Genomic DNA, 22865 nt, shown 5'->3' on the forward strand with positions numbered 1-22865 from the left:
TGATTCGTGTGTCACCGTGAGCCCTTCACCATTGCCGGAGTTCGGCGACCGCGCCGGACGGTCGGGGAGCCAAGGTCAGATAGGGAATGAAACTGCTGTTACCGCAGGCGAGTACGGAATGCACGACGTCGACGAGATGATCGGCCTCGACGAGGCCGCCCTGCATGTAGCCGTGATCCATCCAGTACCGGATAGCGCGTTCCAATGCGTCGGGATCCCAGGTCTTGTTGAACTCCGTCTGTGAGTCGCCTTCACCGCCGAAACAGTCGCCCACGGCCAGCCTGGTGAAGCCGATGTTCGGGTGCTCGATGCGCCATGCCTCGACGAGTTTGTCCAGCGCCGCCTTCGATACCGCGTACGCGCCGAGTAATGGCCATGGAGCGGAGTATGAGGCGCTCAACGACGACAGATACACCGCCGATCCGGCCGCTGCGGCCAAGTGAGGTGCGGCCGCCGCCGTGATGAGTGAGGCGCCGGTGACGTTGGTGGCGAACAGCTTCGCCCACTGCTCGGCGTCGACGTCGGTAAGGGGCGCGAGGATACCGACACCGGTGGTGTACACCAGGGCATCCAGACCGCGGAAGTGCTCGACGACCTCTGCGATGGCGCGCTGGCACGCGGCGCCGTCCGTGACATCACAGACGACGGCTATGGCGCCGTTGCCGGCTTCGCTGGCGGCCCGGGTCAGACGGTCGTGCCGTCGTGCGAGGAAGGCGACCCGGGCTCCTCGCGCAGCCAGCCCCATTCCGATGCAGCGGCCCAAGCCCGCAGACGCGCCGACCACGGCAACTCGCAGCGTCGGCGCGTCAGGCATGGGTACTCCTTGGCTAGAAGGCGAGAACAACATTATCAGCTGAGTGCAAGCATAATATTCAGATATCGGAAATATATGTTTCCACCAGGGCTGCGCTAGGTTGGCATCGGCGGTAAAAAGCTATCTTCGCAGTACTTTTCGGGGCTCGACGGCAAAGCTCAACAGCAGCCGGTCGAGAATCCTCGCCGCCCGCGTGCGGGCCCTCGCCGGATTCTTGGCATGCGCTACCAGAAGGGCGCCCTCTTCGACGGCCGCCACCAGCATGTGTGTCAGCTCCCCGACCGGGTGGTCGTCGATGATGCCCTCCGCGATGGCCGCCCGGACCATCTCATTGATGAGCGCAATGCTGTTGCTTTCCTGAATGGCGCGCAGTGTCCGCCAACCCAGGACGACCGGACCATCGAGCAGCATGACGCGCTGCACCTCGGGCTCGAGCGCCGATACCAGGAAACCGTGTAGTCCGGCCGAAAGCCGTTCCCACGAGTCAGCGCCTTTAGGCGGGGAGGCCAACGATCTGAGCGTCAGGTCGCGCTCGACCTCTTCGAAGACGGCGCGGAAAAGCTGGGCCTTGTCCTTGAAGTGGTGATAGAAGGCGCCCCGTGTACCGACACCGGAGGTAGCGACCAGGTCGCCGATGCTGGTGTTGAAGTAGCCCCTCTCCACGAACAGGATGCGGCCGGCGTCGATGAGGTCGCGCCGTGTCTGATCACCACGAGCCTGCCGCTCGACGTCGGTGCCACCACGCTGGGCCATGCCGAGCATCGTAGCAACATCCAGCATGTAGGTTGGAGCCTACCTTCATGAAGTATGTTGCTCGCATGGCAGACGAAGGTGTTCGCGCATACGGCTCGGTGGCCCCGGTGAAAGTCGGCTTGCTGAACGACTATCCGACCAGGACCGGAACGGATAACGACACGCTGGACACCCTGCGGTTGGTGTTCGACGAGGCAGTGGCCGCCGGCCTGGTCGACAGGCCGATCGAACTGGTAGAGCGCAATGTGATCGGCCTGCCCAACGGCACTTACCAGGCCGTCGAGCGGGCCTACGACGAACTGGTGGCCGAGGGTTGCCTCGCCATCTTCGGCCCCTACGTCTCCGACAACGCAGTACCGCTGGCTGCGCACGCCGACCGAGTTGCCAAGGTCCCCAACATCATCCTGTCCGGATCCGAGGGCGCCCTCGGCGAATGGACCTTCGCGCTCAACAACGGATCGATGCCCGAGGAGCCGGTCATGCTCGCCGCGGTGATGATCGGTGACGGTCGGCGCCGAATCGCGATCGCTTACGAGGCATCGCTGATCGGCAAGGAGTACCTGGCCTACGCCGAGAAGGCTTATGCAGCTGCCGGTTTGGCCATCGTCACCACTGTGCCGATCCCTCAGGTGGAGGCCGACAAGGCCGAGACGGTGAATGCGCTGCGATCCGCCGAACCCGACGCCGTGGTGCACGTCGGGTTCGGTCACGGACTGTGGGGCTTCTCCGACGCCCTGCGCGCCGCCGGTTGGAATCCTCCTCGCTACACCACCACTGCGTTCGAAATGGCACACATCAGTGCTGAGTGGATGCGCCACCTCTCCGGCTGGATCGGCCTCGACAGCTACGACGAACGCAACACGGTTGGTCAGGCATTCCTGGACCGGTTCGAGGCCCGCTACGGCCGCAGGCCCGGACATTCCATGCCCGGTCTGTGCCACGACGTCGCCACCGTGATCACCCGGGCACTGTCGGCGGCGCGGCCGTTGACCGGGGAGGGAGTCAAGAACGGTATCGAACAGGTGAAGCTCATCCCGGCGGCCAGCGGCGCGCCCGGCACGTTCCTGCGGTTCGGCCGCTACATCAGGCAGGGCTGGCTGGGCTCGGACTACCTGATCGCACGCCGAATCCTGCCGGATGGCACAGGGCACGAGTTCTACGCGGCGCCCAGCGAGAACATCTCACGCGCGGTTGGCGTCGGCCCCGGCTAATTGAATGGCCCCGAAAACCGGCGCAGTCACGATTCCGGGCGGCCGGGCCAACACGTACGGGATCGCGCGGATCGCTCCCATCGCGATCATCAGGTGGCCCGGTTGGGCATGCTGCCCGGTGGGCGCCTGCCCGTCCCAGCCGACGTCCAGCTGTAACTCGAAACTCGGGACACCCTTGATGACCGCGCGGATCAAAGGCGACTTCTCGCCGGGCGCCAGTGGCTTCAGTCCCCACTGTGGCAGATCGCGGGTGAGCACCCACTCCTCGTGGATGGCCAGCAAAGGCCGGCCCGACCAGTGCCCGACCCACGAGAAACGCTGTCCCACAACAGTTCCCGCCGCAATGGTGCCGGCGGACACTTCGATGTCGTGCGGGAGTGTGGTGGCATCCACCGACACGTCGACGTGAGACAGCGCGATGCCGAGGACATCGGCCGTCGCGTTGAGCGCCTGGCGATACGCCAAGTCCAGCTTCTTGATGATCGGGGAATCGACGCTGACGTCCTCCGGCGGTCGGCCCATACCCATGAGGTCGACGAGCATGGGCCGGCTGTCTACGGACGACACGTCGGTCGCTTCGTAGAGGTCGATGCGGTCGATCGACTTGCTCAAGCCCGTCACCGTCGCCACGAGCCGTTCGAACATGAACCCAGGGTTCTCTCCGGCGGCGTGGAAGCGCGACTGCCCGGCGCGACACGCGTCGACGAACGCCGCCTCGGTATCCGCGCCGTAGGTGGGCAAGTGGTTGTACGACGTGGTGGTGATGACGTTGGTGCCCGCGGCGAGCAATCGGCAAATGTCGTCGGCATTGGTTTCCACGGCGTGGGCCTTACTGGCTGCGTGCACGACGACATCAGCCCCGAGAGCGAAGATCTCCTCCTTGTCAGTGGTGGCGAGCACCCCGGTGGTGGGCGCCAGCCCACACAGCGCCCCGGCGTCCTGGCCGGCCTTCGCGGGGTCGTACACCAAGACACCGGCCAGCTGGAAATCTGGATTCTCGATCAGTTCCTGTAGCGCGGCGCGCCCAACGGCGCCGGTCGCCCACTGCACGACTCGAATGGCCAATCGAACACTCCTGACGGTTCTTTCACATCTGCACCGGTTCGGGGTGTGTTCAACCTACATCATGTAGGTTTGCAACCGACGCGATGTAGGTTGAAGGACGTACGCGCGCCTCTGGCCGGCGCACTAGGGAGGTTTCAGATGGCCCAGACCACGGAGACCGCGGCTACCGACGACATCAAGCAACGGATCCGCGATGCGCAGAAGAAATTCAACGCCGGTATGGGGGGCGAGGGGGATGCGACGCCGTACCCACTGTTGAAAGAGCTGCGCGCAATGGGTGCGGTGCATGGCGGATGGCCGGAAATGGGTGTTCCGGAAGATGGGCCGGACGGGAAGAAGACGTTCACGGCTTATTCCTTCGATGCGGTGAAGGCCGTGTTTACCGACAACATCACGTTCAGCACGCGAATATACGAAGACGTCGTGCGGCCTCTTCAAGGACCGACGATCCTCGAGATGCAGGAACCCGAGCATGCGGTGTACCGCAGGCTGCATGAGTTCGCATTCGCGCGGTCCTCGATGAAGCGCTGGGATGCCGAGCTGGTCGGTCCGCTAGTCGATCGCACGATTGCCCGGTTTCGCGATGCCAAGCGCGCGGACCTCGTCGACGAAGTGTTCATGCCGATACCCGTCCGGGTGATCGCCGCCCTGCTCGGCCTGCCGGAGGCCGATATCGACGAATTTCATCGGCTTGCCATCGACCTGTTGGGATTCCGCGGCGACATGGAAACGGCCCTGAAGGCCTCCGCCGAGATGAAGGAGTACTTCGTCGGAATACTCGCCGACCGGCGCAAGGCGCCGAAAGACGACATGGTGACCATCCTGTCGCAGGCCGAGATCGACGGCATCAAGATGTCTGACGAACAGATCTATGGATTCATGCGCAACTTGTTGCCTGCGGGCGCCGAAACCACCTCGCGATCGACAGCGAGCCTGGCGTTGGCGCTGCTCACTCATCCTGACCAGCTCGATGCGGTGCGCGACGACCGCGGCCTGCTGCCGCAGGCGATCGAAGAGGGCATCAGGTGGGAGACGCCGCTGCTGAACTTCATGCGAGAGGTCACCGCTGATATCGAGTTCTTCGGGGTCAAGATTCCCAAGGGGTCGGTCATGATGGTGAACTTGGGCAGCGCCAACCACGACGAAACGCGATGGACCGATCCCGAGACATTCGACATTTTCCGGGAACGCAAGCCCCACATCGGGTTCGGCCACGGTGCCCATGTATGCCTCGGCATGCACTTGGCACGGCTGGAAAGCACCAAGATTTTCAACGCGCTCTTCGACGCGCTGCCCGGGCTGCGGCTGGACCCTGGCGCACCGGCGCCCTTCATCACCGGCACCATGTTTCGATCCCCGCCGCGTCTCGACGTGGTGTGGGACTGAGGACCGCGCTGCCATGACACGGGTGATCCAGTGGGCCACAGGTGTCACCGGGATGATGTCGCTGCGCCACGTGATCCGCCGGACGGATCTGGATCTCGTCGGCGTGCGGGTGTACGACCCGGCCAAGGTTGGTGTCGACGCCGGCACACTGTGCGGCGTAGGCAGGGCCGGGGTGCTCACCACCGATGACCGCGATGCGGTGATCCACACCGATGCTGATGTGGTGCTCTACATGGGCAAGGTGGAGACCGACACGCCGGGATGCTTCGCCGACGTCTGTGACCTGCTCTCGTCAGGTAAGAACGTGGTGGCCACCGGCAGCAGGTTCATCCACCCGCGCTCGCTGCATGAATCTCTTGCCGAGGGGATCGAAAGTGCCTGCCGGAGAGGTGATTCGTCCTTCCTGGGGCTGGGGTTGTTCCCGGGTTTCGTCGGGGAATCGCTGTCGCCCACCCTGTCGCGTCTGACCCAGTCAACGAGCCGGATCGCTATCCGCGAGGTGCTCGACTACTCGACGTATGCCAGTCACGACTTGATCTTCAACGCCATGGGTTTCGGGCATGCACCTGAGGACACCACTCCGCTGCTGAGCAACAAGGAATATGCGGCCAGTGCATGGATCGGCAGCGCGACGGTGCTCGCCAAAGCCCTCGGGCTCGAAATTCGTTCGGTGGAGGGGTTTCGGGAAGTCGCGACGACACCGCGCGCATTGACCGTCGCCGCGGGCCAGATTCCCGCAGGCACGGTCGGTGCCATGCGCTTCGGGGTCGAGGTCGACTGTGGCGCCGTCGCTTTGGTGGTAGAGCACCTCACCCGCATGGCTGACGATCTTGCTCCAGAGTGGCCGGTGGAGCTGGGTTACGAGGTGACGTTCGAAGGAGAGCCCAATATGCGGCTCCACCTGTTGATCGGCTCACCCGGTGAGGACCACGCCGAGCAGGGGTGTCTTGCCACGGCCATGCACGCCATCAACGCGATACCGGTGGTTGTCGCTGCTCCGTCCGGCATGTACGACCTGTCGACCATCGCTCCGTTCGTCGCGCACTGGACCAACCGCATCGTGTAGAGACATGCCGAACATCAGATGAAGTCGGAACCGCCATCGACGTTGACGGTGGCACCGGTGACGTAGCCGTTACGGCGTGACGCGAGATACGCAGTAGCCGAAGCGATCTCCTCGGGAAGGCCGGCGCGGCCGAGATCACAGGGATGGCCGTAGGTCCGCTCCACCCACGTCATCACATCGTGCGGATCCGCGGAGTCCAGCCCGTCCGCGGCGAGCACGTCCTTGAGAATCTGGGTGAAGCTCGCGGTTACGATCGTGCCCGGACACACGCAGTTGACGAGGATGCCTTCGGGCCCAAGGCTCTTCGAGAGGTTCTTGGTGAAACTCGACAACGCCGCTTTGGCCGCGGTGTAGGCGACCAGCCGCGGACTCTGACGTTGGATCGAGTGTGCGGACAAGGTTACGATGCGCGCCCATTCGGCGGCACGCAGCATCGGAAGGGCAGCGCGCACCGACCGGACCGCGGCCATGGTTCCAAGGCCGAAGGCGGCATACCAATCGCCATCGTCTAACTCCTCGAACGTGCCCGCGCCCGGACCGACCGTGTGCACCAACACATTCAGCCGGCCCCAGGCGTCGTTCACCGCCGCGAACCCCGTCGTGATCGACTCGGCATCGGCCATGTCGACGCTCAGCGCGAGCACTTCAGGTGCTCCGGCGCCGCGGACCCGGTCGGCCGCCGCATCCAGACCCTGCTGTCCACGCGCCATGATCGCCACCGAGGCACCTTCGGCGCCGAGCGTTTCGGCGATCGCCAATCCCATACCCTTACTGCCCCCGGTGACGACGGCGGTCGCACCCTCGAAGCCTAGATCCATTGAGCAGTCCCTTCTATCGGCCTTTGGTCGTCCGAGGCGCCAGATGCACGATGTCGCTGACGACTGTGGGGTTCGCGCGTGACATTGCGATCAACGACAGCATTGCGTTCGCCACGTCGTTGACGGCGGACATCTCCGCCGGAATCTGGCCCTCCTGCGCCCACGCCCGGTACAGATCGGCCAGGAGGTCGCGGTCCGCACCCCGCAAAATCTCGGTGCCGTCCGTGGGGCCGACACTGACCCGGATGACGGCCAGTTCCGGATGTTCGGCCCGCCATGACCTCAGGATCTCGTCCAGCGCGGCCTTACTCGCGTGGTAGGCCGCGACACCGGCCCGTGGCCTACCGACGTCATGGCTGGATGCCACGAGTACGACCGCGTTGTCGGCAAGGTGGGGGAGCGCCGTGCGCAGTGTATGGGACGCACCGACGGCGTTGACCGCGTACGCGTGCAACCACGTCGTCACGTCGGTCTCTTCGATCAGCGCGAACGGCACCGCCGCGCTGGTGAATACGACGGCGTCGAGCTGGCCGAACCTGGTGGCCACCTCGTCGATGACCCGCTCGATTGCATGCGGATCGGAGACGTCGAGTTCGTGGGCGGAACCACCGAGCTGCTCGGCCAGTTCGGACAGAAGCTCCACGCGTCGCGCGGCGAGCGCGACCTTGGCGCCTCTGGCGTGGGCGGCCCGTGCCAGCGCGTGACCGATGCCCGACGATGCGCCGATGACGAGCATCCGTGCGTCCTCGATATTGGAGTGCCGATCGCTCATAATCTGCTTCCCCTTGCCTGATTTCGTTGTCGCTGAATGAGAATTGATGATCGCGCGAATCGTGCGCCGGCACTCGCCGCACTCTGATCCTGCGCCGGGCGCCTCCTTTGCTTCCAGGTACGCCACGTGCGGCGACACCCCACAGCCGAGAATCTACATTTTCACATTGTCGGTTTTACCCGCTGGGTGGCGTGCCGGCGGGGGCGAGTGGGCAATCCGGTCCGGAAAATCTTCTCACGAAGGCCGGTAACGCCTATTCTCGTCACGTGACATACAGGGTGAAGGTTGAGCCTTACTACGACCCGTTCGACTTCGGCATCGACGACGATCCCTACCCCGTGTGGAAGCAGCTGCGCGATGACGCGCCCCTATACCACAACGACAAGTACAGCTTCTACGCGTTGAGCAGGTACTCAGATGTCGCCCGCGAGTTGGTGAACTGGAAGGACTATTGGTCGGGCAAGGGCACCACCATCGAGATCATCCTCAACGGGGTCGACGTACCGCCAGGCATCATCCTCTTTGAGGACCCTCCGATCCACGATCTGCATCGGCGGCTGTTGTCAGGAGTGTTCACGCCGCGTCGCATGGCCGCCATCGAACCCCTGGCCAGGGAGTTCTGTCGGCGCGCCCTCGAGCCGTTCGCGGACGCCGATACCTTCGACTTCATCGCCGACCTGGGTGCGTGGATGCCGATGCGCACCATCGGCTACCTGCTCGGCATACCGGAGGACAGGCAGGTCGCGATCCGCCAGAACACCGACCGGATGCTGGAGCTCAAAGACGGTGGGCCCGTCGAGGTAGCCAACGACATGCTGACCAGCACCGGCTCGATGCTCGAGGAGTTCATCGACTGGCGTTACGACCATCCCTCCGACGATCTGATGACCGACCTGGTCAACGCCGAGGTGGAGGAACCCAACGGGACTCGTCGCCGGCTCACGCGCGGCGAGGTGCTGACCTACACGGGCACCGTCGTCGGAGCGGGCAACGAAACCACCACGCGGCTGATCGGCTTCGCCGGACAACTCCTATCTGACCACCCGGAGCAGCGCCGCGAACTCGCGGCGGATTTCAGCCTCATCCCCGGCGCGATCGAGGAGGTGTTGCGCTACGAGGCGCCCTCACCTGTGCAGGCCCGCTATGTGGCACGTGATGTCGAACATTACGGCCAGAGGGTTGCCGAAGGTTCGGTGATGCTGCTGCTCAACGGATCTGCCAACCGTGACGAGCGGCAGTACCCCGACGCCGACCGGTTCGACATCCATCGGCAGGCCACCCACCTGTCCTTCGGGCACGGCATTCACTTCTGCCTCGGCGCCGCGCTTGCGCGGATGCAAGCGCGCGTTGCGCTCGAGGAAGTGCTCACCCGGTGGCCCGACTGGGAAGTCGACTACAAGGCGGCCAAGCGTGCGCACACTACCAGCGTCAGAGGCTGGGCGACCCTCCCGGTGAGCGTGTGAGATGACGAATGAGCGCAGTGGACGCTACCGCGTTGTCCACGTCGGAACCGGGCTGACCGGCCGTGAGGCGTTGCGGGCGGTCATCGAGGACCCGGCACTCGATCTCGTCGGCGTGAAGGTCTCGACGCCGGAGAAGGTCGGCGTGGATGCCGGCCGGTTGTGTGGTGGGACCGATGTCGGCGTGTCTGCGACCGCTGAAGTCTCGGCGGTTCTGGCGTTGAAACCCGACTGTGTGGCCTACTGTGCGACCGCCGTGCGACGCGAGGAGGAGGCGATCGCAGACATCGCCGGATACCTCGAGGCGGGCATTAATGTCGTGACGATCTCCACGATCCCGCTGGTATATCCGGCGGCTGCTCCCGGTGAATGGCGAGAGACCTTGGAAAGAGCGGCAGCAACGGGCAATTCGACGTTCTATGCCACCGGTAGCGAGCCGGGATTCATCAGTCTGAATATTCCCACCGCCCTGCTTGCGGGGGCCGGTCGCGTCGACTCCTATCGAATGGACGAGTATGCGCTCGACTTGGACAAGTCCTACCCGATATGGGACGTCCTGCACGAGTCCATGGGATTCGGCAAGCCCGACGGTCACGTGCCGGCCCGCATTGCGTCGGGAAAGGTGGACAAGGACTGGGGCACCGTGGTGCGCTACCTCGCCGACATCCTCGGATTCGAGCTCGACAGAATAGAACTGGATTGGGAGACGCCGCTTGCGCCCACCGACCTGGAGACGGCGATCGGGGTGATACCGCAGGGAACGATCTGCGCGCATCGATGGCAACTTGCCGGAATCGTCGGCGGGCAACCGGCCGTCGCGGTGCAGTACTTCGCGACGGTGAGCGCCACACCGTGGCCGGAGCGCTGGCCCAAGCCGGCCCGCGCGGGCGTAGGTGGAATGGTGTTCCGCGTCAACGGCTCTCCGAGCATGAGCCTCGAGTTGCATTTGGAACAGTCGGCCACCGACCGGGTGAACCCCGGCGTCGCTGCCACAGCGATGGCGGCGGTGAACGCGATACCCGCTGTCGTCGAGGCTCCGGCCGGTGTGATCGCCAACCCATTGGCGGGACCGTCGGTTGTCACCCGGCGATCTGGCGGTTAACCGGGCGTCCCCCCGACGTCCACCGGAATGGCGGCAGCCGTAACGTATCTCGGCTCCCATCGGCGTTGCTACCGAGTCGGCCGACGAAGTATCGGCGAGCTAGAGTCCGATCAATTCCTTGAGGTTGCCGCCCATCACTTGCGCGGTGGTTTCCGCCGGAAGGCTGCCGAGCTCGTTGACAAATTCGGCGGGCTGGGCGAGGCCCTCGGGATGCGGGTAGTCGGAGCCGAACATCACGCGGTTCGCGCCGAGCACGTCGATCAGGTGCGACATGTCTTCCTCGTGGAACGGGTTGACCCACACATGCCTGCGGAACACGTCGCACGGGTGCTCGCTGAAGTCCTTGGGCTTCTTTCGGTACACCCGGACGAAAACGTCCATGAGCCGTTGTGCCCATGAGCCGCCGTTCTCGATAACTCCGATGCGCAGACCGGGGAACCGTTCGAACACGCCGTGCGCGATGAATGCCGCCAGCGTGTCGAAGATGTGGCGACTTTCCTCGTAGATGAAGCCACGGAATTTCGTCAGCTGGAAGCCCTGGAACTCGTCGCCGCCCTCCCAGTCGTTCAGGTAGCGGTCGTACCCTGCGTCGGAGTTGTGCATCTGGACGGCAATGCCCGCGGATTCAACCAGCCGCCAGAAGTCGTCGAACTCTGGCAGCGCAGGGGACCGCGAGGTGCCGTCTGCGCGGGGCACCGGCGCAGGTCGGATCAACACCGTCTTGGCGCCGTTGTCCAGACACCACTCGAGTTCCTTGACACCTTCGGCGGGATCGTTGAGGGAGATGGCCGGGACGGCGAAGATCCGGTCCTGATAGTTGAATGTCCAGTCGTCGAGCAGCCAGCGGTTGAACGCGTGCGTCACGGCATGAGTGAGTTCGGTGTCCGACTTGGTGCGTTCCTCCAGCATGCCCGCTGTGGTCGGGAACATCACCGCGCCGTCGACACCTTGCCGATCCATGAGCGCCAGTCGCAGGTCCGGCCGGCGGAACTCGTCGGGGCAGCGGATGGGCTCGGCGAGTTCGCGCAGCGTCTTGCCCTCAGGGTTGATACCGCGGTAGTAGTCGGCCCAGGCGCCCGGTGTCGGAATGACCTCGTAGGTGGGGTTGGGGATGCACTCGGTGATGACGCCGAGGATCTGAAGCTTTTTGCGCCCGTTCACGTCAACGAACTTGAGCGCCTCGGAGTACTTGTCCGGCAAGTACCGCGTGTACGCGTCGATGGTCTCGTACATGTGGTTGTCGGCATCCCAGACCTCGAACACCTTTTGATCGCCCATCAGTTCCTCCCACATGCATTGAGAATGGTGGTTCTCAGCTTAGCAAACGGCGGTGTCCGCCACTACGTCGCTGCGCACGTCACCGAGCAGGCATCGCCTGGTGCGCTAAGCGATCGTCGCGGATTTTGACCAATTCCCGGAAGCCGATGCGTGCATAGCGAGGCTTGGGCTGGATCCCCCACTCGTCGCGCGCGGTATGTTGTCCGGCCGCTTCGGGGGCGCCACCGAGGGGTGGGCCGCCGATCGGGTATGGCTGTTGGCATTCGAGGCTGTCATCAGAGAAGCGGACCTTCATGAGCTCGCTGCAGATCTGCGTCAGCGAGAGCGTCGGCCAGCCGTACCAGATCGCCATCACCGGCACGGTCAGCGATCCTTCGATGACCAACCCGAACAGGCAGACATACAACCCACGTTTGAGCCACTTATGCATTCTGGCCCAAGTGAACGTGGTACCGAGCGGCAACGCTTCGACCGAACCCTCGGGCTCCGCTGCGGATCCAGACACGGCGGTCCTTTCGACGAATTAGTCGGAGAAGATTTCCCGATTGACCGTATGCAGGTATGGGATCGCGAGGAACGGCGTGATGTAGAAGATGTTCAATGCCCACCATCCGAGCACAGGCAAACCGACTGCGGCATAACGAACATCGGCATACATCGTCATGTTGAAGATGTAGCCTGTCCACACGACGACACCGAACCAGCACGTCACGATCGTCCATTGATGCCCCCACCGCTTCATTTGCAGCAGGCCGATAGCAGCTGCGATGCGCATGGGGAACACGATGAGCGCACACACCATGACCCAGGCCTTTTCGCCGGGCGCGCTGGCGCCTCCGATCCACAACTCGTTGTAATGCCAGAAGTAGCCGGCGTCGATCAGATTGCCCCACGCGGTGAACACTGTGCGGGTGATCAACGCGTGATTGGCGAAAAGGTCCAGGGCCCAACCGATGCTGTTGAGCGCTGCGTCCAGGATGATGACGTATCCGATAAGCGTGACCATCATCGGCCGGACCGACAGCCCGTCGCGTTGCGCCCGTCTGAGCAGATAGATGCCGCGGCAGAACAAAGGTAGGCCCACGATGCCGAGGACGAGGGTGCCCATGACCGCGGTACCGGCGATACACCATCGATCGGCGCGCCGTTGCACGTCTTGCGTCTGCGCGTCGTGTTCGTCCAGGGACAAAGATGTGCCAGAAGGGCTCATGGTCTACCAGTCCCTGGTGAGGTACATCTGGAGCTGGATCGCGAACATCGCGATCAACACGCCATAGATGAAAATTTGAAACGCGATCAAGCCGTGTTTGCGGCGCCGGTCCTGCTCGTTCATGGGTCTCCCTGGCCAGCTCGATCAGAACGTGCCGATGCTGGCCAACATCCAGTAGAAGAACGCGACCAGCCCGCACATCACGGCCCAAGTCACGGCCAGCCGAACGAGTTCTTGCCACACGATCGCGACCTCCGCCGTTGAAAGGCTAACTTCCAGCGAAGAATAACATAGTTCTCTAAATTGAGAAGCATTATTTCCGTGCCGTCACGCTGCCCGCGAGCTGGCGCTTGACTACCTTGCCGACCTCGTTGCGCGGTAGTTGTTCGACGAACACCACTCGTACGGGAACCCGGTAGGGCGTCAGATGCTCACGACACCACGCGATCAGCGCGTCCTCGGTCAGGTTTACGTCGTTGCGCACGATGAACGCCCACGGCACTTCCCCGAGCCGCTCGTCAGGCATTCCCACGACCGCTGCTTCCCGCACGCCGTCGGCGGCGAGCAGGACGTCCTCGACGGTGCCCGGAAAGACCTTCAGTCCGCCGCGGTTGATCATGTCCGACACCCGACCGTCGAGCCACAAAAATCCGTCGTCGTCGAACCACCCCAAGTCGCCGGTGTGGAACCAGCCGTCGTCGGTCAGCCTGTCGAGAAACGCGGGGTCGATCTTGCGGGCGGCCGTGGTCGGCGTGCGGACCATCACTTCGTCGTCGACGATCGAGACGTCGATGCCGGGCAGCGGGCGCCCGACAGAGCCGAGCTTTGTTTCACCCCACTCGCGGGCGTCGGCGGCAGACCATCCGACGACTTCGCCGCCGAGTTCGGTTTGGCCGTAGGAGTTGAGCACGATCACGCCGAACTTGTCCCGGAACTGAGCCGCCTGTACCGGCGACAGGGGAGCGGTGATGGATCGCACGATCTTCAGCGGCGACAGGTCCGTGACCGAGTCGTCGTGCAGAACCATGGTCAGCGCCGCCGGCGGCAGCACCGTGGAACGCAACTGGTGCCGGGAGACCAGCGCCGCGAAGTCCGTTGGCGAGAACCGATCCATGAGTACGACGCCTGAGCCGGCACGAAAGGCGAACAGCACCTGGTAGATACCCGCCCATAACGACAGCGATAACGGCACCAGGTTGGGCATCGGTGGGCGGTTCGGTCTGGCGCCGTCAGCTCTCTTGGTGCCGCGCAGTTTGGCGAGCAGTCGATCGATCAAGTCCAGCACCGTGGCATGGCGCAGCGGCACCGGTTTCGGTAAACCGGTAGTGCCGGACGTGAATTGCAGGAGCGCAACATCGGCGTCGTACTCCCGGGGGTCGCTGGGCGGCTGCCTGCCGGTGGTCGCTGTCCACGAAAGACCCGTGCATGTCAGCACGGGCAACCCGAACTCTGCGAACCGCGAGGACAATTCGCCAGTGGTGACAACGGCGACGGGTCGAAGCGTCGCCATCTGGGAGACCAATTCGGGATCTGCGGCTCGGGGGTTCAACGGCGTGTAGACGCCTCCGGCGCGCCAAGTGCCGAACAACGCCGCGATCGCCGAGGCGTCGTTGGGCAGCATGGCCGCGACTACCTGGCCGGTTTTCAGCCCGGCAGCCGTCAGAGCCGTGCCGAGACACTCGGCGCTCGTAGTGAGCTCAGTGCGTGACACATCAGCGGCCAGGGTGTGCACCGCGACGTCGGGAACATCGGCGAGCAGCGCGGCGAGGTTCACGAGTTATTCTCCAGCGGTTGCCAATTCGGTGTCCGCTTGTCGGCGAACGCCTGTGGTCCTTCGTTCTGGTCGGGATGGCCCCACATGGAGGTCAAATGCTTGGCGCCTTCGCGGCACGCGTCCGTCAAGCCGTATTCGAGCGCGCCCCACAGCGCTCGCTTGGTTGCGCGCATCGCCGCCGGTGAATTCCTGGCGATCTTTTCGGCGAGTTCTTGCGCGACGTCGCGCAGCTTCTCGGGCGGGTCTACGACCTGGCTGATCATGCCGAGTTCGTATGCGCGCCGGGCACTGAGGCGTTCGTGGCTGCCGACGAGCGCCATCCGCAGCACCGCCTCTGCCGGCATCTTGCGCATCAGCGCGATGGTCTCCAGCGCGCTGACTTGACCTATCGACACGTGGGGGTCGACGAAGCTGGCGTCCGACGACGCGATCACGACGTCGGCGTCGGCGACCCAGTGCAAGCCACCGCCTGCGCAGATACCGTTGACCGCCGTGATGATCGGCTTACCGACGTTGCAATGCCATCCCGTCAGCTTCAGATCCAGGGTTCGCATGGTCTCCTGGAACTGCAGCACGGCATCGCCGTCCAATTCCTCGACGTCGGCTCCGACCTGGAATGCGCGGCCGTTGCCGGTGTGCACGATGACCCGCACCGCTGGATCGGCGTCCAATTCGCCCCACGCCCTGGGGAACTCCTCGCGCATCACGACGTCGTAGGCGTTGAGTCGGTCCGGGCGGTTGTTGATGATCCAGCCCACCGGACCGCGCCGCTCGACGATCAGTCGTTGATAGGTCACGGGATCTCCACAGGTTCGAGTGTTTGCCAGCATGCTTGGCGTTTGTCGCGCCACGCACCAACGCCCTCGGCATGGTCGGGATGATTGCGCAAGCGCCAGATTTCGTCACTGGCCTCGCTTTTGGCTTGGGTCAATCCGACTTCCAGCGAACGCCAGAGCGCTTTTTTGGTGGCCCGCATCGCGGTCGGGGAGTTGGTGGCAATGGCGGCCGCCAGGCGTTGCGCAGCGTGGCGCAAGTGCTCGAGTGGCACCACTTCGGAGACTATTCCCAACTCGTAGGCGCGCTGTGCCGATATCCGCTCACTCTTGCCGCACAACGCCATTCGCGTGATGGCCTCCATCGGCGACTTGCGTAACAGCGTGATGGCTTCATAGGCGACGGCTTGGCCCACCGACACATGCGGGTCGACGAACGAGGCCTGCTCGGCCGCGATGACTATGTCGGCATCGGCGACCAGGTGAAGCCCGCCACCCGCGCAGACCCCGTTGACCGCGGCGATCACCGGTTTCCACACCCCACAGTGCCACGACGAGATCTTCAACTGGGCATCGCGGGTTCGGCGGGAATGTCTGCGCATGGCCTCCTTATCGCGCGCCACCTGCACGACGTCCATCCCCGTACAGAAGGCCTTGCCGTTGCCGGTGTTGACGATCACACGCACGTCACTGTCACTGTCTAAGTCGGCCCACGCGGCCTCGAGTTCGTCCAGCATCAGTGCATCGAACGCGTTACCGGCGTCCGGTCGGTCGAGGATCAGCCAGCCGACGCCGCCGGACTTTTCGACGACAAGTCGCTGGTAGCTGCTCACGAGCGCGGAATCTCCTTCCAGGGCTTGCCTTTCCAGGGGTCTGGCTCCTTGGGCAGCCCAAGCACGCGTTCACCGAGGATGTTCTTGTTGATGTCGGTGGTGCCGCCCTCGATGCTGTTGGCCAGACTGCGCAGCATGCCGTGCACTTCGCGCGGTAGTGCGTCGGGATCGTCGGTGACCGGCCAGGCGATCGCGGCGGTGCCCAGCAGATCGACCATGAGATCTTGGATCTGCTGATTGAGGGTGGCCTGGTGGACTTTGCCGATGGAGGAGGCGGCGCCGGGCGACTGGTGTGCCGAAAGTGCCGCGCGCACCCGGGCGTTCGTCCAGCCGCGAATCTGCTCCTGTGCCCACAGGCGCATGATTTTGCTTCGGACGACCGGGTCGTCCCAACGGCCCCTCTCGCGGGCGACGGAGATCAGCCGTTCGGCGCTGGAGCCGCCGAGCCGGCCCATGCCGCCGGATCCGGAGCCGGACACCATCTGTCGTTCACTGGACAGGGTCGAAGCGCTGACACGCCAGCCGTCGTTGATCTCGCCCACCCGGTGGGCGTCGGGCACGCGGGCACCGTCGAGAAAAACTTCGTTGAACTCCGCTTCGCCGGTGATCTGTCGCAGGGGCCGCACGTCGACGCCGGGTTGATGCATGTCGAGCAGGAAGTAGGTAATGCCCTCGTGTTTCGGCGCCTCAGGGTCCGTGCGGGCGAGCAGGATCGCGAAGTCGGCTTCGTCGGCCCAGGTGGTCCACACCTTTTGGCCGGTGATCACCCAGTGGTTTCCGTCGCGGACGGCCCGTGTGGCGAGCGAGGCCAGATCCGAGCCCGCGCCTGGCTCGCTGAACAGCTGGCACCACTTCTCTTCGTTGCGCACGATGGGAGGCAAGAACCGCATCCGCTGTTCTTCGGAGCCATGACTGAACAGTGCGGCAGCAGTATTGTTGAGTCCCAATGGATTTAGCCGTGTGAGCCTCAGTGGAGCAAGCAAGGCTTCGATAGCGCGTGCGACGTCGTGGGAGATCCCCAGGCCACCATGTTCGGGCCGCCACGTCGGCGCTACCAACCCCGAGCGGGCGAATGTCGGATACCACTGGCGGTAGTCGGCCGGGCTTCGTACGGCCTTCAGTGCAGCCGGTCCCTGGGCCGCGGCCGAGCGCCAGGCGGCAGGCACCTCGGCCTCCACCCACCGCTCGACGATCGCCACGGCGTCGGAGGTCGTGGTGTTGGCGGTGATCGGTAGCTGCGTCATCGTCCAGAAAAGCGTGGATCGCGCTTGTCCTTGAAGGCAGCCAGTCCCTCTCGGAAATCCTCACTGCGACTGGATAATTCGAGCGCCATCGCCTCGTTCTGGAGATGGCGGTCGAGATCGAGGCCGTTGCCGCTGTGCAGAAGCCACTTTGTGAGCCCGAGGGCGACGGTTGGCGCATCGCCGAGCTCGGAGATGAGCGCGTCGGCGGCGGCATCTAGATCGTCTGGTGCATGGACGCCGTGAATAATGCCCCACTCGGCCGCGGTGGTCGCGGAGATCTCCTGGCCGAGCATCAGGAGCTGCCGGGTGCGGACCATGCCGACGAGCCGGGGCAGCAACCAGGCTGCCCCGCTATCGGGGGAAAAGCCGCGGGCCATAAATGGTTCCCAGAAGCGGGCATCCTCGGCAGCCAGGCAGAAGTCGGAGGCCAACGCGAGATGGAAACCAAGCCCCGCCGCCCAGCCTCGGACCACCGTGACGATAGGCACCTGCGTCTGCAGCATCAACGGAATCAGCCTGTTGGCCTTGTTCGGCAGCCGACGCTGTGTGCTACCGACGCGTGGCTTGCGCTCGGAGCGCGCGTTGTTGGCAATCAGATCGGCGCCGGCGCAGAAGTCGGGTCCATCAGCGTCAATGCGGATGACCCGCACCGACTCGTCGGTGCCCGCGAGGGCCAGGTGACCGATCATCGCGTCGAGCATCTCGTCGTTCACGGCGTTACGCCGGTCGGCGCGGCTGAGCGTGAGCCGCAGCTGCGGACCGTCCTGCTTGGCCGAAAGGCCGGGAACACTCTCGTATCTCATGGCCGCCTCAGCGTTGGGCGAATTGGGCGGACACAGCGGTCAGCAGTTCCGTCAGGTTTGTTGCGCCCCCGGGCGGATCCGGCAGCCGGACGGGCCCGAGATCCCGACTGGGCAAAAGAATGGTGGCATGACCGGGGGCGCTGACCTGACCACGATGATTGGTCGCCGCGAGTTCGACGTCGACGGCGGGACGCTCACCGTCGGCGAGATACTTGCGCACGACGGTGCCGGTGATGGTGTGGAGATCGCCGACGTAGTTGAACAGTCGGAACTCGCAACTCAATTTCCACAGCCACGCGTCGTCACCCATCCAGTCCGTGCACAGGTGGATCAACCAGGTTTCGCGCATTCGGCCGTAGTCGAATGTGGTGGGGTTGCCCGCATTGCGGGCGGCGCTGGGCTCCCAGTGCACCCGCTGCTGCACATCGGGGACGCCGTGTTCGTTCGGCGTGTAGAACCGGGGGATGCGCTGCCGATTCCGCCACGCCAGCCGCAGCGGGCGCACCCCGTACATGCCGGTGCCCATGCCGACGTGCCAGCAGACCATGTCGGTCACGGTCAGGGGACCCTTGACCAACGAGCCCATCTCGTCGCCCTCATGAACGTCTTCCCACCACCGCGGTTCGGCACCGCGAGGAGCCTCCCGCGCGTAGCGCTCGTCGATCTCGGCGATCTCCTCGGCGGTCCAGGTTTTCAGCTCGACGTCCTCGTATTTCTTGCGATCTCGCGCCTTGCCGCGCTCGGTGCGGACCATGTTGCGGTACTGGCCGCCGAGGATGGTGCCCTCGTCGTCGCGAAACACCTGCGCCGACCACTCGTGGACGGCGCGTTCGGCGAATTCGCTGCTCTTGTCGAGCGCGGCGACGAGGGCATTGCGCCGAAACACCCGGTGGTTGGCCCTTAACGGAGCCCACCATTCACGCACCGACGACGCGTAAAACGCGTGCACACCGCGAAGCGGGTCGCCCTTGGTCAGGGCACGTTCCTCATCGGAGAGTTCGGTGACCTCGTCCTCGCCGATCAGCGTGTCACCACCCACCAGCGCCGGCGGGGCGATGGACTCGCCCCATACCGACTTGGCGGCGTACTCCGGATCGGCCCACAGCGGATTACCGTCGCCGTAGGCTTCGGCGACGTGGCGGAAGGTGTCCTCGTTGGGGCAGCGATAGTGCGGAGGCTGGGTGTGTGGAACGGCGATACCGATCGTGGCACGCAACCGGGCCAACCCCTCGTCGGTGATCTGGCCCGCCGCAGAGGATTGGGTCATACAACTCCTCCTTGTCGTGCCCACGTCCTGGCCCGCGCCACGGTGGAAATTAGGATACTCGAAAATGGGAAACGACGTTAACGCAGGGGTGAGCGAGATGTCCGAAGAGCAGCCGGGGATCATAACCGAGGTCGGCGCGGACGGCATCTTCCGAATACTCATCGATCGAGCAGAGGTCGGAAACTCCTTGTCGCCGTTGGCCCGTGACGCGCTTACGGACGCTTTCCAACGTGCGGATGACAACCCCGACGTTCGTGCCGTGTTGCTTGGTGCCGCTGGCGGCAAGCACTTCTGCACGGGTGCGGGCTTGGCGGCAAAGCCCGACCAGAGCGGACCGCCGCCACCTCGCCGCCCGGGTGACATCGCACGCATGCTCCAACGGGGCTGGCAGCGACTGGTGTGCGCCATCCTCGACTGCGGCAAGCCGGTGGTGGCCGCGGTCAAAGGCACGGCTGCCGGCGCTGGGACAAGCCTGGTGCTTGCCTGCGATCTGGTCGTTATGTCCACGGAGGCAACGCTTGTCGAGCCGTTCGTGCACCGCGGGATACTTCCGGACTCGGGTGCCATTCACCTGCTGACCAGAATCGTGGGGCTGCGCAAGGCCACCGAGTTGCTGATGCTCGGAGAGCCTGTTGACGCCGCCGCGTGTGAACGGCTTGGCCTGGTCAATCGTGTCGCCGCACCGGAAGATACGGAAGCCGTCGCTGACGACCTGGCTCGCCGACTGGCGTCAGGGCCGACGGTCATGCTGGCGCTGACCAAGCGCTTGTTGGCGGTGTCGTCGGAGTCGGGCCGTGACAGGGCGTTCGAGCAGGAGGCCTGGGCTCAGGAGGTGGTGTCGCGCACCGCCGACCTGCAGGAGGGGCTGAAGTCGTTCGCCGAGCGTCGCGCGCCGCGCTTCCAGGGCTTCTGACCGATTCCGCGCGTCAGCCTAGGCGGGCCCGCCGCGGATGGTGAACGTCGCCGTGTCGTCGATGTCATCGATCGAGTCCGCCACCACTTCGGCGGTGAGCGCGGGTTTCTCGATGCCCTTGGTGACGCCGATGAACACCCGGGAAACCTTGCCCCCACCCACTGAGTAGATGTGCGCGGTCCGATCGCAACTGCGATGCGACAGGTAGACCACCACCGGGGTGACCAGCTCGGGGTCCATCGTCTTAGCGGCTTCACCCATGATGTTTTCGGTCATGCGGGTCCGTGCAATTGGTGCGATGGCGTTGACGGCGATGCCGTTGCGGGCGCCCTCGATGGCCAGCACATGCATCATGCCGACCAGGCCCATTTTCGCAGCTCCATAATTGGCCTGACCGAAGTTGCCGAACAGCCCAGTGCCCGAGGTGGTTTGGACGATTCTGCCGTAATTCTGCTCCCGCATGATCGGCCATACTGCGCGTGTCACGTTGAAGGCACCGGCCAGGTGAACCTCGAGCACCGCGTCCACCTGCTCGGCGGTCATGTTCTTGAACGCCGCATCGCGCAGGATGCCGGCATTGTTCACAAGGATGTCTACCCTGCCGAAGGCCTCCATGGCCGACGCCACGATCGCGGCCCCGCCGTCCTCCGTCGCTACGGAGTCGCTGTTGGCGATCGCGGTGCCGCCGGATGCGGCGATCTCGTCGACGACCGCCTGTGCCGCCGAGGTCGACGCGCCGGTACCGTCCACTGCGCTGCCCAAGTCATTGACTACCACGCGCGCGCCGCGGCGGGCGAGTTCGAGTGCGTGACAGCGTCCGAGCCCGCCTCCCGCACCGGTGACAATGGCTACATGATCGTCGAAAGTCAGTGAAGGCATGGCTGAGAGGCTATATTTACGAAGATAAGAATCATAATTGTCTGACCGGTCAGTCGTCCGACGCGCCGGCCGTGTTGCTCGTGGCCTTGCTCATCTGATTCTGCCAGTCTGATGCTCCGCTAACACCGTGGTCGTGCTTCGACAGCGCCCGAATCGACACGTCGTGGCCCTTGGCGGCCTTGCGCAGCGCACCGACCGTGGCCTGCTCGCGGCTGATCTGAGAAGTGAACGGATCCCAGTGGTACCAGCGCATGGCGTTCTCGAAGGTCATCTTGTTGACTTCCTCGTCGGGCACGCTGTGCTCCGACAAGACCTCGTGGAGTTGTTCTGGGGCGCCGGGCCACATCGAGTCGGAGTGTGGGTAGTCCGCTTCCCAGCAGATGTTGTCTATACCGATGTCTTTGCGTAGCTTCACGCCAACGGGGTCGGAGATGAAACACGTCAGAAAGTGCTCGCGGAAAACCTCTGAGGGCAGCTTGCCGCCGAAGTCTTGGCCCGTCCACGTCGCATGCATTTCGTAAGTGCGGTCGGCGCGCTCGAGGAAGTAGGGGATCCAGCCGGTGCCGCCCTCGCTCAGGGCGATCTTGAGGTTGGGATAGTCTTTGATTGGCTTGGACCACAACAGATCTGCTGCCGCTTGCACGATATTCATCGGCTGCAGGGTGATCATCACGTCCATCGGCGCGTCGGGTGCCGTGATGGCCAGCTTGCCGGAGGAGCCGATGTGGATGTTCATCACCGTGTCCGTGTCCACCAAGGCCTCCCAGACCGGTCGCCAGTAGTCGTCATGGAAGCTGGGGTAGCCCAATGCGGCGGGATTCTCGGTAAAGGACAACGCATGCACGCCCCGCTCGGCATTGCGGCGAATCTCTTTGGCGCACAGTGAGGCATCCCAGATTACGGGCAGCGTCATCGGAATGAACCGGGCCGGATATGCTCCGCACCACTCCTCGACGTGCCAGTCGTTGTAGGCCTGGACGAGGGCCAGGCTAAAGTCTGGATCCTCGGTCGCGAAAAGCCGACCGGCGAACCCGGGGAACGACGGGAAGCAGATCGAGCCGAGGATGCCACCGGCGTTCATGTCCTTGATCCGCTCGTCGACCTGATAACAGCCCGGACGGATTTCGTCGAGCCCCTGCGGTTCGAGGCCGTATTCCTCTTTCGGGCGGCCGGCCACCGCGTTCAGTGCGACGTTGGGGATCACGACATCACGGAACTGCCAGGTGTCCGAACCGTCGGGGTTGTGCACTAGCCGTGGCGCATCGTGGAGGTATTTGCTCGGCAGGTGGTTGCGGAACATGTCGGGTGGCTCGACGACATGGTCGTCCACGCTGATGAGGATCATCTCCTCTTTCTTCATCACGATTCCTTAAGTTCGTAGGTGCAGTTACTTCGTGTTGTTACGTTGTGCTGTGACCCCGGGTGGGGCGGGTGAGGCTGCATC

Annotated in this window: 22 protein-coding genes; 6 read left to right on the forward strand and 16 right to left on the reverse strand. The window is 64.2% G+C overall.

Annotated features, from left to right (window positions below; translation table 11 throughout):
• Positions 1-25: 25 nt before the first annotated feature.
• Both AWC14_RS18380 and AWC14_RS18385 read right to left on the reverse strand, forming a co-directional pair.
• Positions 26-814, reverse strand: coding sequence for an SDR family oxidoreductase (locus tag AWC14_RS18380; protein ID WP_045380870.1), 789 nt, complete (start codon positions 812-814; stop codon positions 26-28).
• A 120-nt stretch (positions 815-934) separates the two neighbouring features.
• Positions 935-1567, reverse strand: a complete 633-nt coding sequence (locus tag AWC14_RS18385) for a TetR/AcrR family transcriptional regulator (protein ID WP_045380913.1) — start codon at positions 1565-1567, stop codon at positions 935-937.
• Positions 1568-1632: 65 nt separating this feature from the next.
• Here AWC14_RS18385 and AWC14_RS18390 point away from each other — a divergent pair, with 65 nt between their 5' ends.
• Positions 1633-2778 (forward strand): ABC transporter substrate-binding protein, encoded by a 1146-nt coding sequence (locus tag AWC14_RS18390; RefSeq protein ID WP_045380872.1) that lies wholly within the window; start codon positions 1633-1635, stop codon positions 2776-2778.
• On the opposite strand, the gene AWC14_RS18395 is transcribed toward AWC14_RS18390, so the two are convergent.
• Positions 2749-3828 (reverse strand): NAD(P)H-dependent amine dehydrogenase family protein, encoded by a 1080-nt coding sequence (locus tag AWC14_RS18395; protein ID WP_045380874.1) that lies wholly within the window; start codon positions 3826-3828, stop codon positions 2749-2751. The two genes, AWC14_RS18390 and AWC14_RS18395, sit on opposite strands and share 30 nt — an antisense overlap.
• A 153-nt stretch (positions 3829-3981) precedes the next feature.
• On the opposite strand from AWC14_RS18395, the gene AWC14_RS18400 reads away from it, so the two are divergent.
• Positions 3982-5229, forward strand: coding sequence for a cytochrome P450 (locus AWC14_RS18400; RefSeq protein ID WP_045380877.1), 1248 nt, complete (start codon positions 3982-3984; stop codon positions 5227-5229).
• Between the two features lie 13 nt (positions 5230-5242).
• Positions 5243-6295 carry an NAD(P)H-dependent amine dehydrogenase family protein gene (locus AWC14_RS18405; RefSeq protein WP_045380880.1) on the forward strand — a complete coding sequence of 351 codons (1053 nt, stop codon included), beginning with the start codon at positions 5243-5245 and terminating at the stop codon, positions 6293-6295.
• A 14-nt stretch (positions 6296-6309) separates the two neighbouring features.
• On the opposite strand, the gene AWC14_RS18410 is transcribed toward AWC14_RS18405, so the two are convergent.
• Together AWC14_RS18410 and AWC14_RS18415 are read right to left on the reverse strand one after the other, a co-directional pair.
• A complete protein-coding gene (locus AWC14_RS18410) occupies positions 6310-7113 on the reverse strand; it encodes an SDR family NAD(P)-dependent oxidoreductase (RefSeq protein ID WP_045380883.1) in 804 nt (267 codons plus the stop codon).
• Positions 7114-7126: 13 nt separating this feature from the next.
• Complete coding sequence (locus AWC14_RS18415; protein WP_045380886.1) at positions 7127-7885, reverse strand: SDR family oxidoreductase; 759 nt, start codon at positions 7883-7885, stop codon at positions 7127-7129.
• A gap of 266 nt (positions 7886-8151) precedes the next feature.
• On the opposite strand from AWC14_RS18415, the gene AWC14_RS18420 reads away from it, so the two are divergent.
• Positions 8152-9348, forward strand: a complete 1197-nt coding sequence (locus AWC14_RS18420; protein WP_045384835.1) for a cytochrome P450 — start codon at positions 8152-8154, stop codon at positions 9346-9348.
• Between the two features lies 1 nt (position 9349).
• Positions 9350-10447: a dihydrodipicolinate reductase gene (locus tag AWC14_RS18425; RefSeq protein ID WP_235216051.1), complete on the forward strand. Its 1098-nt coding sequence runs from the start codon at positions 9350-9352 to the stop codon at positions 10445-10447.
• 99 nt (positions 10448-10546) lie between these two features.
• Here the strand turns inward: AWC14_RS18425 and AWC14_RS18430 are convergent, their stop codons facing one another.
• From AWC14_RS18430 to AWC14_RS18470, 9 genes are all read right to left on the reverse strand, one after another.
• On the reverse strand, positions 10547-11740 hold the full coding sequence (locus tag AWC14_RS18430) for an amidohydrolase family protein (protein ID WP_428838981.1): 1194 nt from the start codon (positions 11738-11740) through the stop codon (positions 10547-10549).
• A 64-nt stretch (positions 11741-11804) separates the two neighbouring features.
• A complete protein-coding gene (locus AWC14_RS18435) occupies positions 11805-12155 on the reverse strand; it encodes a hypothetical protein (protein ID WP_045384838.1) in 351 nt (116 codons plus the stop codon).
• Between the two features lie 93 nt (positions 12156-12248).
• Positions 12249-12908 (reverse strand): hypothetical protein, encoded by a 660-nt coding sequence (locus tag AWC14_RS18440; protein ID WP_045384837.1) that lies wholly within the window; start codon positions 12906-12908, stop codon positions 12249-12251.
• Positions 12909-13248: 340 nt separating this feature from the next.
• A complete protein-coding gene (locus tag AWC14_RS18445; RefSeq protein WP_045384832.1) occupies positions 13249-14709 on the reverse strand; it encodes a class I adenylate-forming enzyme family protein in 1461 nt (486 codons plus the stop codon).
• Positions 14706-15506 (reverse strand): enoyl-CoA hydratase/isomerase family protein, encoded by an 801-nt coding sequence (locus AWC14_RS18450; protein ID WP_045384830.1) that lies wholly within the window; start codon positions 15504-15506, stop codon positions 14706-14708. Before AWC14_RS18450 ends, AWC14_RS18445 begins: the two co-directional genes overlap by 4 nt.
• Positions 15503-16315, reverse strand: coding sequence for an enoyl-CoA hydratase/isomerase family protein (locus AWC14_RS18455; RefSeq protein WP_057003187.1), 813 nt, complete (start codon positions 16313-16315; stop codon positions 15503-15505). Before AWC14_RS18455 ends, AWC14_RS18450 begins: the two co-directional genes overlap by 4 nt.
• The gene (locus AWC14_RS18460; protein WP_057003186.1) at positions 16312-17559 is read right to left on the reverse strand and encodes an acyl-CoA dehydrogenase family protein; all 1248 of its coding nucleotides are present in this window, start codon (positions 17557-17559) and stop codon (positions 16312-16314) included. The genes AWC14_RS18455 and AWC14_RS18460 overlap by 4 nt, the downstream gene beginning before the upstream one ends.
• A complete protein-coding gene (locus tag AWC14_RS18465) occupies positions 17556-18362 on the reverse strand; it encodes an enoyl-CoA hydratase/isomerase family protein (protein WP_045380529.1) in 807 nt (268 codons plus the stop codon). Before AWC14_RS18465 ends, AWC14_RS18460 begins: the two co-directional genes overlap by 4 nt.
• 7 nt (positions 18363-18369) lie before the next feature.
• A complete protein-coding gene (locus AWC14_RS18470; protein ID WP_045380535.1) occupies positions 18370-19629 on the reverse strand; it encodes a hotdog family protein in 1260 nt (419 codons plus the stop codon).
• Positions 19630-19717: 88 nt separating this feature from the next.
• On the opposite strand from AWC14_RS18470, the gene AWC14_RS18475 reads away from it, so the two are divergent.
• Positions 19718-20542 carry an enoyl-CoA hydratase/isomerase family protein gene (locus AWC14_RS18475; protein WP_045380542.1) on the forward strand — a complete coding sequence of 275 codons (825 nt, stop codon included), beginning with the start codon at positions 19718-19720 and terminating at the stop codon, positions 20540-20542.
• A gap of 18 nt (positions 20543-20560) precedes the next feature.
• On the opposite strand, the gene AWC14_RS18480 is transcribed toward AWC14_RS18475, so the two are convergent.
• Both AWC14_RS18480 and AWC14_RS18485 read right to left on the reverse strand, forming a co-directional pair.
• On the reverse strand, positions 20561-21421 hold the full coding sequence (locus AWC14_RS18480) for an SDR family NAD(P)-dependent oxidoreductase (RefSeq protein WP_045380544.1): 861 nt from the start codon (positions 21419-21421) through the stop codon (positions 20561-20563).
• Positions 21422-21470: 49 nt separating this feature from the next.
• Positions 21471-22781: an amidohydrolase family protein gene (locus AWC14_RS18485; protein ID WP_045380546.1), complete on the reverse strand. Its 1311-nt coding sequence runs from the start codon at positions 22779-22781 to the stop codon at positions 21471-21473.
• Positions 22782-22865: the final 84 nt, after the last annotated feature.

This window comes from Mycobacterium kyorinense, assembly GCF_002101735.1.
Classification (GTDB): Bacteria; Actinomycetota; Actinomycetes; order Mycobacteriales; family Mycobacteriaceae; genus Mycobacterium; species Mycobacterium kyorinense.

Coding starts and splice junctions, on each gene's coding strand:
- AWC14_RS18415 (WP_045380886.1), bottom strand. CDS start 7,885: ATGAGCGATCGGCACTCCAATATCGAGGACGCACGGATGCTCGTCATC.
- AWC14_RS18410 (WP_045380883.1), bottom strand. CDS start 7,113: ATGGATCTAGGCTTCGAGGGTGCGACCGCCGTCGTCACCGGGGGCAGT.
- AWC14_RS18460 (WP_057003186.1), bottom strand. CDS start 17,559: ATGACGCAGCTACCGATCACCGCCAACACCACGACCTCCGACGCCGTG.
- AWC14_RS18405 (WP_045380880.1), top strand. CDS start 5,243: ATGACACGGGTGATCCAGTGGGCCACAGGTGTCACCGGGATGATGTCG.
- AWC14_RS18430 (WP_428838981.1), bottom strand. CDS start 11,740: ATGTGGGAGGAACTGATGGGCGATCAAAAGGTGTTCGAGGTCTGGGAT.
- AWC14_RS18470 (WP_045380535.1), bottom strand. CDS start 19,629: ATGACCCAATCCTCTGCGGCGGGCCAGATCACCGACGAGGGGTTGGCC.
- AWC14_RS18480 (WP_045380544.1), bottom strand. CDS start 21,421: ATGCCTTCACTGACTTTCGACGATCATGTAGCCATTGTCACCGGTGCG.
- AWC14_RS18485 (WP_045380546.1), bottom strand. CDS start 22,781: ATGAAGAAAGAGGAGATGATCCTCATCAGCGTGGACGACCATGTCGTC.
- AWC14_RS18435 (WP_045384838.1), bottom strand. CDS start 12,155: ATGCATAAGTGGCTCAAACGTGGGTTGTATGTCTGCCTGTTCGGGTTG.
- AWC14_RS18385 (WP_045380913.1), bottom strand. CDS start 1,567: ATGGCCCAGCGTGGTGGCACCGACGTCGAGCGGCAGGCTCGTGGTGAT.
- AWC14_RS18425 (WP_235216051.1), top strand. CDS start 9,350: ATGACGAATGAGCGCAGTGGACGCTACCGCGTTGTCCACGTCGGAACC.
- AWC14_RS18400 (WP_045380877.1), top strand. CDS start 3,982: ATGGCCCAGACCACGGAGACCGCGGCTACCGACGACATCAAGCAACGG.
- AWC14_RS18465 (WP_045380529.1), bottom strand. CDS start 18,362: ATGAGATACGAGAGTGTTCCCGGCCTTTCGGCCAAGCAGGACGGTCCG.
- AWC14_RS18390 (WP_045380872.1), top strand. CDS start 1,633: ATGGCAGACGAAGGTGTTCGCGCATACGGCTCGGTGGCCCCGGTGAAA.
- AWC14_RS18380 (WP_045380870.1), bottom strand. CDS start 814: ATGCCTGACGCGCCGACGCTGCGAGTTGCCGTGGTCGGCGCGTCTGCG.